This is a genomic window from Niallia sp. CD-39 (genome assembly GCF_059874745.1).
Window position 1 is genome coordinate 17,849 of the sequence record NZ_JCBCPS010000009.1, and the last position, 13,259, is coordinate 31,107.

The 13,259-nt window shown below is 38.1% G+C and carries 10 protein-coding genes and 2 tRNA genes; 2 read left to right on the plus strand and 10 right to left on the minus strand.

Annotation, left to right across the window (positions count from 1 at the left end; translation table 11 throughout):
- Nucleotides 1-4: 4 nt before the first annotated feature.
- The gene (spoIIE, locus tag AC6F34_RS15550) at nt 5-2,491 is read right to left on the minus strand and encodes a stage II sporulation protein E (protein WP_500773780.1); all 2,487 of its coding nucleotides are present in this window, start codon (nt 2,489-2,491) and stop codon (nt 5-7) included.
- Nucleotides 2,492-2,717: 226 nt separating this feature from the next.
- On the opposite strand from spoIIE, the gene AC6F34_RS15555 reads away from it, so the two are divergent.
- Both AC6F34_RS15555 and AC6F34_RS15560 read left to right on the plus strand, forming a co-directional pair.
- Nucleotides 2,718-2,791 (plus strand) — tRNA-Met (locus AC6F34_RS15555).
- Nucleotides 2,792-2,837: 46 nt separating this feature from the next.
- Nucleotides 2,838-2,909 (plus strand) — tRNA-Glu (locus tag AC6F34_RS15560).
- Nucleotides 2,910-3,151: 242 nt separating this feature from the next.
- On the opposite strand, the gene AC6F34_RS15565 is transcribed toward AC6F34_RS15560, so the two are convergent.
- From AC6F34_RS15565 to mfd, 9 genes are all read right to left on the minus strand, one after another.
- A complete protein-coding gene (locus AC6F34_RS15565) occupies nt 3,152-3,595 on the minus strand; it encodes a S1 domain-containing RNA-binding protein (protein ID WP_500773782.1) in 444 nt (147 codons plus the stop codon).
- A 139-nt stretch (nt 3,596-3,734) separates the two neighbouring features.
- Nucleotides 3,735-4,154, minus strand: a complete 420-nt coding sequence (locus tag AC6F34_RS15570; protein WP_500773784.1) for an FtsB family cell division protein — start codon at nt 4,152-4,154, stop codon at nt 3,735-3,737.
- A gap of 13 nt (nt 4,155-4,167) precedes the next feature.
- Nucleotides 4,168-4,800: a spore cortex biosynthesis protein YabQ gene (gene yabQ, locus AC6F34_RS15575; protein WP_500773786.1), complete on the minus strand. Its 633-nt coding sequence runs from the start codon at nt 4,798-4,800 to the stop codon at nt 4,168-4,170.
- Nucleotides 4,797-5,099: a sporulation protein YabP gene (gene yabP / locus AC6F34_RS15580; RefSeq protein ID WP_500773788.1), complete on the minus strand. Its 303-nt coding sequence runs from the start codon at nt 5,097-5,099 to the stop codon at nt 4,797-4,799. Before yabP ends, yabQ begins: the two co-directional genes overlap by 4 nt.
- Nucleotides 5,100-5,185: 86 nt before the next feature.
- Complete coding sequence (locus tag AC6F34_RS15585) at nt 5,186-5,446, minus strand: RNA-binding S4 domain-containing protein (protein ID WP_500773790.1); 261 nt, start codon at nt 5,444-5,446, stop codon at nt 5,186-5,188.
- Nucleotides 5,447-5,458: 12 nt separating this feature from the next.
- Nucleotides 5,459-6,922, minus strand: coding sequence for a bifunctional methyltransferase/pyrophosphohydrolase YabN (yabN, locus tag AC6F34_RS15590; RefSeq protein WP_500773792.1), 1,464 nt, complete (start codon nt 6,920-6,922; stop codon nt 5,459-5,461).
- Nucleotides 6,923-6,932: 10 nt separating this feature from the next.
- A complete protein-coding gene (locus AC6F34_RS15595; RefSeq protein WP_500773794.1) occupies nt 6,933-8,522 on the minus strand; it encodes a putative polysaccharide biosynthesis protein in 1,590 nt (529 codons plus the stop codon).
- A gap of 304 nt (nt 8,523-8,826) precedes the next feature.
- Complete coding sequence (spoVT, locus tag AC6F34_RS15600; RefSeq protein WP_500773796.1) at nt 8,827-9,363, minus strand: stage V sporulation protein T; 537 nt, start codon at nt 9,361-9,363, stop codon at nt 8,827-8,829.
- 285 nt (nt 9,364-9,648) lie between these two features.
- Nucleotides 9,649-13,179, minus strand: a complete 3,531-nt coding sequence (mfd, locus tag AC6F34_RS15605; RefSeq protein WP_500773798.1) for a transcription-repair coupling factor — start codon at nt 13,177-13,179, stop codon at nt 9,649-9,651.
- Between the last annotated feature and the right edge of the window lie 80 nt (nt 13,180-13,259).

A 13,259-nucleotide genomic window follows, 5' to 3' on the forward strand; every position in this document is an offset into this window, starting at 1 on the left:
TTTGTTAATTAACTTTTCTCCCCATTTGCTGCAATGGAATGCTTGCCCATTTAGGTGTATTATGTTTTACCTTAGCAACAACAACAGTCATGTCATCATCAATATGACCTGATCGTGATCGAATGACTTCTTCCATAATCAAATCCGCAACCTCTTGTGGTTTATTTGTTTTTAGCTCAGTGATTTTCCGTTTCATCCATAAATCAAAATTCTCCACATGCTTCGGACCTTCAAAGACTCCGTCGCTCATCATAATGAGTAAATCACCTGCTTTTAATTGTTCACATACGACATCAACATCAAATTCATCAATCATTCCAATCGGCAAATTGCTTGCTTGGATTTTCAATACTCGGTCACTTCGTTTAATAAAGCTAGGTGTGGAACCGATTTTTAAGAATTTCGCTTCCGCCGTGCGTAAATCGACCATCGCCAAATCTAATGTTGAAAAAATTTCATCTGTCGTCCGCAAGCTTAAAACTGAATTAACCGATTTAATCGCTACTTGCTCTTCAATTCCCGATTGCAAAATATTTTGAAGCAGTTCAAGCGTTTCTTTGCTTTCAATATGAGCTCTCTCTCCATTTCCCATCCCGTCACTAATTGCCACCGCATATTTTCCACTTCCGAGTTCAATCGTTGAGAAGTTATCCCCTGAAATAAATCCGCCATCTTTTGCAGCATGGGCGACTCCTGTATCAACTGTGAATGGTTTCGCCGATCTAAACGTTACTTGGCAAACATCATTTTTTGATTGCCCACATTCTTCAGAATGAACAAGAACCATTTCACCTAAAATGTCAGAAAGCATTGGGGCAATCAGTTTCTCACACTCTCCCAACCCTTGACAGTATGGAATCGTCATGTCAATGTCCACATTCCCTTGTTCGAGGCTATAAATGTCTACTTGTTCAATTTCAATCCCAAATTGCTGGAGCGCTTCGAGAATGGTTTCTTCTTGTTTATGATGATTTTCACGCTCTCGTTGGATTTCTTTTGCAAAATCACCCATGACTGCCGAAACACCTAACAGTTGGTCGGCAACAAGCTTGCGGCTTTCACGAACTTGCCTTTTCAATTTTTGGTTTGCTTTTAAGTATGTGAGCTCCTGTCTAATAACATCCTGCACCTTTTTCGAGCGTGTGCAGTGTCTCTCCCAATCGCGCTTTAATTTCGAGGGAATTTCCTCATCGTTTTCATCGATTTCCGTCATAAGATCTTTCATGTAATCATACGTTGTATTAAAGTTCTTTGCCCAACAATGATCTTTCTTGAAACAAGTTTGGCATGTTTTTTCTGTTACATTGCTAAGGAAATAATCAAACTCACGATCTTCGTTTAATTCCTGTTCTTTTTGTACTTCAAAAGTTGAAAAGCTGTTGGATAGCGCATGAAACAACTTAGAGAATTGAGAAACTCGCTGGGCTGTCACGTCACGCATTTTACGCATATATATTTGCTGTTGTGCCAAGTACTCTGGAGTCCCCGGGATATGCTTTGCAAGCTTCGAGGTTAAGCTTAATGGAGTAAGGAAAAACAGTAGAATAGCTGCGCTAGATTCATAGAGGGTAATGATAATATTTCCACTTCCTTCTGCATACATCCCCATAAGCAATGTCGCTATTAGTAGTCCAAATGCAACACCGATCTTACGTCCTTCTTTTAATAACCCTCCTAGTAATCCCGAAAAAGCAAGTAAGCTCATATGAAAAAAGCTTGATATATTTGCTAGACTGAATATCAAACCTGTGACTACTCCAACAGTTGAACCAACAGTTGCACCAGCAACAAATGCAAAGATAAGCACTAAGTATCTAGCTAATATATGCTCAATGGATAAGTCATAAACAGACCAGCCGATCGTCCCTGTCATGACCGATGCGAGGATAATAATCAGACAGACAATTTCTTCTGTTTTTAACACTTGCCTCCTTTTATTTAGTGACAACAGCGGTAAACCTTGCAAGAAAATCATCGTTAATATAAATCCGAGGCTCGCTTCAACTCCAGCCATCATGCCATTGTATACCGTGAATTGACCAGTTACGATAAAGCTTTCTACTCCCTTTCCAAGCAGCACGAGAAAGAAAACAAAAAACGGCAATGATCTTAATTCATTCCGCACCCACTTGTTCACTGTTCGATAAACGGCTAAAAACAACATGATGAGAGCAAAAACAGATACCGCATTTGTAATCGACAATGTAGCACCACCCACAACCAAGCCTAGCATCGCAAGCGGTGCTTTATCTTTGCGGATTAAATAAACTGAAGCAAAGAATGGCAAAACAAATGGAGACAGTTGTGCGAGAATAAGTGCCCGTCCTAATAAGAATCCGATAACAAATAAAATATACCCCTTTTTTATAAAGAATCCCTCGAACCATAATTGAATGCTTAATAGAAATTGCCCTAAATCAATTTTCACCTTTGATTTAGGAAGTGTTACTTCTCCAAGTGGTTCTGTTAATGTTCTCCCCAGCTTTTCCATCTCATCCCACTCCCCAACGTTTTTAGTGTTGCTGACAATTATATAGGGGAGAAATAAAAAAGTTTGTCAGAATAGTGGACAAGCACATAAAATTCTTTCGACTTTATTCTGCGAATTTATATAGTAGAGAACATATTTAGCTAATCCTCGATTAACTAAAAAACAATTGACATAGAGTGAAAATCTTTGTATTATATATCTTGTGTCGTAAAAAGACATCTTCTATGGCGGTGTAGCTCAGCTGGCTAGAGCGTACGGTTCATACCCGTGAGGTCGGGGGTTCGATCCCCTCCGCCGCTATTACTTAATCGAATCAGATTCATTGATTCGATTCTTTTATTTTTAAGGCCCGTTGGTCAAGCGGTTAAGACACCGCCCTTTCACGGCGGTAACACGGGTTCGAATCCCGTACGGGTCATAAGAAAAGTACTGTGGCATTCACACCAATAGAAATTCTGATTCCTGCTGTAAAGCCTGTGGTGCCAAACTGTCCGACAAAAAACTGTTCGAGTTTATTCTCGAACAGTTTTTTGTTTTTTTCATCAGCATTTTAATGTAAAAGAGGCTATTCAACAGCATTTTCCATCTGTTGAATAGCCTCTTTCATTTTTAGCAACACGTTCATTGCGTGTAAAGTATATGAATCATCAGCAACAAGTTTTATCCTCGTCTAGCGCCTCTTCCCCCACGTTTTGATTCCGTGTTTCGTTTCAATGATGATAAACGATCCTCACTGTCTTTTAAAAAGCGAGCCATTTTTGATTCGAAGTTTTCTTTTGGTGCACGATTATCATTTGTTCTACCTTGGCGTGGTCGTTGAGAAGGACCTCTAGACTCTCTTCTTTCAGGTCGCTCAGGTCTTTCAGGACGGTCTTTCGCCTTTTTAATAGATAAACCAATCTTGCCATCTTTCTCGACATTAATGACCTTTACTTCGACCATATCGCCGACTTTCAGGTGCTCATTAATATCTTTTACATAATTATCAGCCACTTCACTGATGTGAACAAGACCTGTTGACCCTTCCGGCAGCTCAACAAACGCTCCGAAATTGGTAATCCCTGTGACCTTTCCTTGTAACTTGCTGCCTACTTCAATTGACATAAAAAGAAATTGCCTCCTTAAAGATATAAAGTGAATCAATGCTATAAGTTTACCTACAGCTAAATGAGAAACTTAATGAAAAAATTTCATACTTACTATATATTATACCGAATCGGAAAAAAGAGTGTCAATATGGCAGCTACTCACTGGATTTTTCTTTTTCTTCCTTTTCATCATTTTTATCGTCTTTTTTCTTTTCTGGAATAATGAAATTAACTTCATTTTCCTCTGTTACAAACAGTTCTTTTCTTGCTAGCTTTCCAATATAATCAGGATCGTCTAGTTTTACAAGTTCTTCTCGAAGCAATGTTTCTTCTTGCTTTAATGTCGCAAGCTCCACTTCAAGTTTTTCCTTTGCAGCAACCTTTTGTTCAAGAGTAGCGGATTGTGAAATGAGTGTGGAAATCATGAATCCTGAAACGACAGCTGCAAAGACAAAAAAAACAGCCAACCTTCTAAAAAGAAGTTTGCGTTTTATATTACTTTGTTCTGTTGCCGCTTCTGTTTCTTGTACATAAGCTGTTGCCATTTTAGTAATTTTGTTTTTTCGGACACTCATTTTACTCTCCTTCCTAATCTTTTGTTTTTTTCATTGATGAAATCCATGTAAGGAATCTATTCTTGATTGGATATAAAAATCCTGCTGTTTTCCTATATAACTTATCGACCGTTTTCTTAAATTGTTTCGGCAAAAGTCTCCAAAATAACTGCCAAGCCCATTTAATTGGTGATAATACGACCTTAAGCAGCACAAAGAGAAGCTTTAAACATCCTTTTAATAAAGCCAATATGGCTTTTCCTGTCATAAAAAAGATAGAAAGACATAACGAAATGATGCCAATAATTGGCTTCACAATGACGAAATCAATTAATTTAACAATTATTTGATAACAGGAAATCACAGAATGGATGATTTTTTCTAATAAAAATAAATAGAGTTTTTTGAGAAGGCTTTGATAAGCAGCAAATCCACATAATAGAGCTAGAAAGATATAAAAACGTAGCTCCCCTTGGTTTACTAAGAATAACACATAAAAGATGGCAAGTGCTTGTGATAGCCAAAATAAAATGTCATTGAAAAATACAATCCAATTTTTTCTATGAGGGCGGTTTAGAAACCGTTGATATGTATCTAAACTGGCACCAAACGCTGTCCCCATACCTGCCATCGCTATCATCGTTAAAAATTGAGTCGATAACGTCATCGGAATAACTTGCTAAAGAACCCTTTAGCTTTATCTCCCTGATGCTCGTCTAAGTAGACTAGGTCATGGATTTTCCCTTTAATCGATACAATCCCTTTTTCAACATCTAGGTTTTTCATTTGTAGGTTTTGTCCTTTAACTGCTAGAAACCCCATTACCGTTTCAAGTAAAAACTCTTCATTATCAAAACTCTCGACTTGCTTGACACCCGTTATGTCTAAAAGACGTCTACCTTTCATTAAGACATCATGATCGGGAACAGTCGACTTTGTAGAATTACCATCATAATATTGACTCATTCTTCATCCCTCACAATCCTAAAGTACAATCATTTTGTACATATGTATGAAGTGGATTGAGAAATTAGAACAAGCCTTTCAATTGGCTAAGCTTCTACTCTTTCTTCTTTAAGAAGTTCGTACATTTGACTTGCTTCTTCCTTACGAGTCGTTTCTTGCAGTTGTTCAATTCGCACCGTTACGACTTTTTGGCCAAAACGAATTGATAGCTCATCGCCAACCTTCACTGTTGTACTTGCCTTCGCTTGCAAACCATTCACTAAAACTCGCCCTTGATCGGACACTTCCTTTGCCATTGTTCTTCGCTTAATTAAGCGTGACACTTTTAAAAACTTATCTAAACGCATGAAATCTCACCCCTACTCACTTCTATTTTTTGCTTCATTCCAAAATTGATCTAACTGCTCTAATGTATAATCGTTAAATGTTTTACCAGCATTCTTTACCCGATTTTCAATATAATTAAAACGTTTTTTGAATTTTTCATTCGTTTGATGCAGAGCTTCTTCAGGCTGAATCTTGTAAAAGCGTGCAATATTAACTAAAGCAAATAGGAGATCACCAAATTCATTCCTTCGCTCTTTCTCACTTTGATGAATGGCTGCCTCTTCGAATTCCTGTACTTCTTCCTTCACCTTTTCCCATGCGCCATCTACTTTCTCCCAATCAAATCCAACCTTTGCAGCTTTTCTTTGTATCTCTTCTGCCTGCATTAGCATTGGAAAGGAGCTATTTACATTGTCAAGCAAGGAAGTTGATAACATATCACTCTTTTCTGCTCTTTTAATATCTTCCCAGTTATTCACTACATCCTCTACGTCATCAACCTGAACATTCGCGAACACATGAGGGTGTCTTCTGACCATTTTTTCTGAAAGCACTTCAATGATGTCTGAAATAGTAAAGTAACCTTCATCTTCCCCGATTTGCGCATGAAGCATAACTTGAAGCAGTACATCTCCAAGCTCCTCAATCATATTGTCAATATCATCATTTTCGATCGCATCAATGAGCTCATATGCTTCTTCAATCATATACTTTTTAAGGGAGTGATGGGTTTGTTTTTGATCCCACGGGCAACCGTTTGGTCCACGCAATGTCTGGATAATATGCTTTAACTGATTAAAATTCTTATATAAAAGTTTCTCATCCCTTACTGGAGGTATATAAATTGAGGTTAAGTTGTTTAAGCTTACTTCACGATCTAATTCTACTAATGGAATTTTTTTAATCTGCTCGTCCTTGCTTCCTGCTGCAGTAACGATTTGAATCTCATAATCATAAGGAAGCACTTCCATCAAAATAAGCTTTACTTCAGAAGCAACAAACGCATCATAAACCTGACCAATCATTAGATGCTGCTTCACATTTAGAGAGGATAACTCTAGATTCGTGCCATCTAATAACTGAAAACCTTCAATTGGGTCGACTTGCACACTTGTAAAAATTGCATCAATAAAGCTTTGACCACCTGCAACCTCAACATTTACTTTCCCTTGTCTACTTTGTTCTAGCAATAATTGCACAGTCATCTCAGCTACAAGAGGATGCCCAGGAACTGCGTAAATAATACCTTTCTCTGTAGCCACCTCGATCAGACGCTGAACGATTTCTTCATACACTTGTTGAAACTGTTCATGCTTTTCATACACATCATCAAACGATTGAAAGGAAATTCCCTCATCCATTAATTCCTTTACAACTGGATGTTCTTTCGTTCGTAAAAAGACAGTCTCTGTTTCGTTTGTTAGCTGTTTGTACACACCATAAGGCAATTGATTTAAATCACCTGCACCTAAACCAACGACGATGATCTTTTCCATATTGTTTCACTCATTTCTTATTAGGAAGAAAACGAATCAGTTTATTTCCTAATGGAATCATTGCCCATTCTTCTTTTGAGAAAACTTGTAACCTTAACACACAAAATACATAGACCAAACCACCAAGCACAACCGCTGAGAGAGACTGGAGCATGGCAGTTATCCTTGTCGATTCTACTATTACCGATTCTAAAAGGAGGTAATAAGCTTTTATACTTAATAACATAGCGAATGCTGAGAGGAACATCTTCATTATCATTTTGATGCTTATATGATAGTGGATGAGTCGATGAAGCTTATACAAGACACATACCATGATCAATAGTAATGCACATATTGATGCAATCGCTGCACCGTATTCTAAAAAGACGGGCATGAATAAAATATTTAAGCAATATTTTACTAAAAAACCGATCACAATCACAACTGCTGGATAAATCGTATCTCCAAATCCTTGCAACAGCGCTGAACTTGTCATAATCATTGAAGCAAATAAGATCATAAAGCTTAAGATCGATAACACAATTGTTCCATCGCTATTTTTAAACAACATTCTATTCGTAGGTTCCATAATTGCAAATAAGCCAACAGATGCACCAAGGCCGAAGAAGAAGGTCATTTTTAATACGTCTTCTCCCTTTCTCTTAATAAGTGCATAATCACCGGCCTTCTTCGCAGCCGTGACAAAAGGAATGATGGATAAAGCAATCGAAGTTGCCACAATTGTTCCTAACTGCAAAAGCGGCTGACCACGATCATAAACCCCTTTTAAAACCATCGCTTCATGTTCGCTCATACCAATGTTAACTAAAAGTGAATAGAACGTAAAGGAGTCGGCCATCTGAAGGAAGATTAATAGTAAACTACTCACACAGATTGCAAAGCCCTGTATCGTTACTTCCTTCATGATTCGAAAACTCTCACCTAAGGGGAAAATCGTCCACTTAAAATCCCTATCCTTTTTTATAAATAGAAAAATTAACAGAATCATACACGCAACCATACCACCAGCAATTGCCCCAAGATAAGCACCCGAACCAACCTCATATAAAGATAGTTCATTTCGCGTAAATAAATACGCGAATAAAAGGATGGTCGCCACTCTTATAAACTGTTCACCCACTTGAGACAGAGCTGTCGGTACCATGTATGATTGCCCTTGAAAGTATCCTCTTAACACTGAATTAATAGGCATAAACAAATAAAAGAAAGCCACTATTCGAATAAGAGAAGCCAACTGTGGATCTCCCATTAATGCCGCAATCCAGCTTGAACCAATATAGAAAAAGAGGAAGCCGCTAATTCCAAAAATAGTAAAGGTTAGAAGTGAAATTGCGAACAATTGATTTTCATTATTCTTTCCTTCCTGCAACGATTCCATATATAACTTTGAAAGAACAACAGGAAATCCATATGTAGTCAAAATCAACATGATTCCGTAAAAAGGATAAACCTGCTGGTAAATATAAAAACCAACATCACCAACAATATTTTGAAAAGGTATTCGATAAACGGCACTTAGGATTTTAACAACTAAGGCAGCAATCGTTAAAATGAACGCTCCTTTTAAAATCTGTTGTGCTTGCATATGCGTCCCCAACCAAGCGTTCCCCTTCCTATTATCCAATTAAACCAACTGTAAATTGTATTATATCAAAAATTGCAAATGATCATCTTCGATTATCCTGGCGCTTTCCGTCGCAATTCTTCAACTTCCTCAGAAAAAACCACTTCCTGCGGGATTTTCAGCTATTGCTATTCCCGCAGGAGGCGCCGCCTCCGTTCTAATCGAAGAAGTGGCTTACTTAACTGAAGTTATAATGAAACTTTATACTTTCTTATCTAATTAAAAAAGAGAGCTCGCTGGCTATCCAGCAACCTCTCATCTTTTGATCCGTTAATTATTATGATTCCATTTGTCGAGCTAGGAAGCTAGCTGCTGTTTCAACAGATTTCTTCTCTACTTCACCTAGAGTGTCTTCTTTAGCAAATATAACTACCGCCCCAATTGGGTCGCCATTTGCAACGATTGGTGCAATTGTATAAGAACTAACAGATTCAGTATGACCATCAAGAAGTGCAAATTCAGAAGACTGAGTTTGTAATACAGGATGGCGCTCTTCCATAATTTTCTCAACGGAGTCACTAACACTTTTATTTAAATAATCTTTTTTCGATCCCCCAGCTACCGCAATATATGTATCACGGTCACATATTAAAACAGGGTTCCCTAAGCTGTCATACAACGCTTCTGCGTATTCTTTTGCAAAATCACTTAATTCACTAATAGGTGAGTATTTTTTAAGAATGACTTCTCCATCTCGATCGACGAATATCTCCAACGGATCACCTTCTCGAATTCGAAGTGTTCTTCGAATTTCTTTCGGAATAACGACACGACCTAAATCATCGATTCGACGAACTATACCAGTTGCTTTCACTAATGTTGCCTCACTTTCATCAAATGATTAAGAAAAGTAAGAAGCTTGTCCTAATTAAAAAGTTGATAAACTTCTCTTTTCTTTATGTGTGATGTCCTCTTGTACTATCCGTACAATGAGGCTTATCACATTTCTTGAACTTAGTATCTTTCATATGGAAAGTTCTATACGTATGCAATAATTTTTCTTGTTGATGATTTTAATACCAAAAATGTAAGCAGTTAAAAGGGTAGTTCTTAAATGAAATACCCTTTTATTAACAAATTAAACACTTCTCACATGAGACTATTTAGCTGTTTTTACTTTCTTCGAATGGACAAGTCCTTTCGTAAATTCTAATAAAGTTTTAAGCCAGTCATCAACTTGTTTGCCTTTAATATGAATTACAGCTTTAAACTTCTTCCCATCCATACCAAGTCCAATCATTCTACCATATTGACCGCTAAGTTGAAAAACCTTCTGCCCATCGATCTTATTGCTCTCTTCATCGCTTAATAAGAGCTGGATTTCGTCTTTGGATTGTTTAATTAACTCAACACCAGCTAAATCCGCGTATACCTTTGTTTCCGCGATCGCAAATAAATAGCCCACTTGCGTTGGATATTCTCCAAAGCGATCAATCATTTCATCTTGAAGCTCTTCTAATGCTTCAATTGATGAAACTCCTCTGAACCTTTTATACATTTCTATTTTTTGATGACCATCCGCAATATAGACTTCCGGAATATAGGCATCAATAGACAAATCGATTTCGACCGGTTCCTTTTTTACAACCTCAGCAATTAAATCTTTTCGTTGTTCAATTGCCTCTTTTAGCATTTGGCTATATAGATCGAATCCAACCGAATCAATGAAGCCGTGCTGTTCTGCACCTAGTAAATTCCCTGCTCCACGAATGGTTAAATCGCGCATAGCAATTTTAAATCCTGAGCCAAGCTCCGTGAATTCCTTGATCGATTGCAACCTCTTCTCTGCAATTTCCGTTAACACTTTATCCTTCCTATACGTGAAATACGCATAAGCAACTCGGTTGGAACGTCCTACACGTCCTCGAAGCTGGTACAGTTGTGATAAGCCCATTCTGTCTGCATCGTGGACAATCAGTGTATTTACATTTGGAATATCTACACCTGTTTCAATGATTGTGGTGCTGACAAGTACATCGTACTCACCCTCAAGAAAGGCGAGCATCGTTGATTCAAGCTCGTTTTCTGTCATTTTCCCATGAGCAAATGTTACCCGTGCATCAGGAACGAGCATCTTAATTTCCTCAGCTTTTCTCTCAATATCTTCTACCCGATTATAAAGGAAGTACACCTGACCATCACGAGCTAACTCCCGTTCAATCGCTTCTCTGACAAGCGCCCCATTATACTCCATTACATAGGTCTGAACAGGGAAGCGGTTTTCTGGAGGAGTCTCAATGACAGACAAATCACGCACACCAAGCATTGACATATGCAGCGTTCGTGGGATCGGCGTAGCCGTTAAAGTTAACACATCTACATTTGTCTTTAGTTGTTTGATTTTCTCTTTATGGGTTACACCGAAACGCTGCTCCTCATCGATCACTAATAGCCCTAAATCACGGTATGAAATATCCTTTGATAGCAAGCGATGTGTCCCAACTACAATGTCTATAACACCTTCTGTTAAGCCTTTGATTGTTTCTGTTTGTTGCTTTCGTGTACGGAACCTGCTTAACATCCCAATCTTTACAGGATAATCTTGAAAACGCTCACGAATTGTTTCAAAATGTTGCTGCGCTAAAATCGTAGTTGGGACAAGGAACGCTACTTGCTTTCCATCGGCAATCGCTTTAAAGACCGCACGAATCGCTACTTCTGTTTTTCCATAACCAACATCCCCACACAGTAGTCGATCCATTGGGCGTTCTCTTTCCATATCCTTTTTAATTTCTACAATGGACCTTAGCTGATCGTCTGTTTCCTGATATGGAAACGACAGCTCAAACTCACGCTGCATGTCGCTATCGGGACTAAACGCATAACCCTTTGTTGCTTCCCTTTCGGCATACAGTTTAATTAAATCATCTGCAATGTCTTGAACCGATGATTCAACCTTCTTCTTAACTCGCTTCCAATCATTCCCTCCGAGTTTGTAAAGCTTCGGCTCTTTCGATTCTGACCCTACATATTTTTGCACAAGATCAATTTGCTCTACAGGAACATATAACTTATCGCTGCCTTGATAACGTATATGCAAATAATCTTTATGAATGCCATTAATGACTAAAGTTTCGATACCGAGGTATTTCCCTACCCCATGATTAACATGGACAACATAGTCGCCTACTTTTAATTCTGAATAACTTTTAATTCTCTCGGCATTCGATAATTTTTGTCTTTGTGTCTTTTTCTTTGTTTTTTTATTAAAAAGTTCTTCTTCTGTAATAACCGCCAGACGTTGGTTTGAAATCTCAAAACCTGTTTGGAGGTTTCCTTGGAGAATTTGGAACTTGCCTTGGACGACTGTTTGATCAGCATTTATAGGGTATGTTTGCACATCATAATCTTCTAAAATAGATTGAAGCTTTTGAACCCTTCCTTCGTCCACTCCAAGGAAAACGACTGCGTAATTCCCTTTTTTCCATCTTTCTAGTTCACTTTTAAGAACATGCATTTGCCCGTGGAAATTTTGCATCGGCTTGCATGAAATGTTCACGATGTTTTGTGGATTCGTATTTGGTACATGTCTTAAGAATAGTGACATATAGGCAATTGGGTGTGTTCTTCTATTGAACAATTCTCGAAATGGGAAGGACGTTTTCACATCATGAATGATTTGCCCTTCGTTTAGCAAGCTCGTATACCACTCTGCCTCTTCCTTCTCCAACGTATCATTCATTTCTTGAACTCGGCTAATTTCATCAATAAAAATGACACCATTAGAAGGTAAATAATCTATTAAACTACTCCCACCGTCATAGGCGATAGATAAGTATTTAACCAGCTGTTCAGGCTTTGATCCCATTCTTAACTGTTCTAACTCATAGCCAATATTTTGCGATAGCTTGGCCTTATCCTGGTCTTTCTTCAATTTTTTTAAGCTTCCGCTTAGGCCGGATTCAATACTAGTAATCAATCGTTCGTAATGCTCTTGTTGTAATAGAAGCTCTGTTGCGGGACCGATTGTAACCTTGTCAAGTTTGTCTTTTGAGCGTTGGTCTTCAAGTGAAAAAGAACGAATAGAGTCCACTTCGGTATCGAATAACTCTATTCGAATCGGGTCAGCTTCTGTTAGTGGATAAATATCAACAATTCCACCTCTTACACTAAATTCCCCAGGAGATGAAACCATCTCCACTCTTGTGTAGCCCATTTGTACAAACCGATGATATTGCTCCTCTAGCAGTTCATCTCCTACTTTCAAAGATAATTGAAAGCTCTTCCAAAGTGAGGCAGGAGGTAAAATTTTTCGAGCACCAGCCATCGGGGCAATCATAATTCCTGAACGATTTTTACTCCAATAATTTAATGCTTCAATTCTTTGTGCCTTTAGTTCAGGACTGGCAATACTAATCTCCGCAGCAATGAGCTCATTTGCCGGGTAAAGGAACACTTCTTCCTCTCCAATGATATGAGCAAGGTCGTCGTATAGCTTCTGAGCTTGCAATAAGTTATGTGTAATGACAAGCAGCGGGCGTTTTGATTCTTCATAAACGGATGATAAGAACAATGTCCTTGCAGAACCAGATAAACCAGCGATTAATTGTTCTTTTAACCCTTCTTGAATCCCTGACAGCACTGATTGTACATCATCCTGCTGGGAAAACAGCTTTCTTAAACCTAGCATCGTGTATCCTCCTATATATCAACCTCTTTTTTTATTTCTGTAAAAAAAGAGAATACAAATCTAAAAATTTAACATGAATG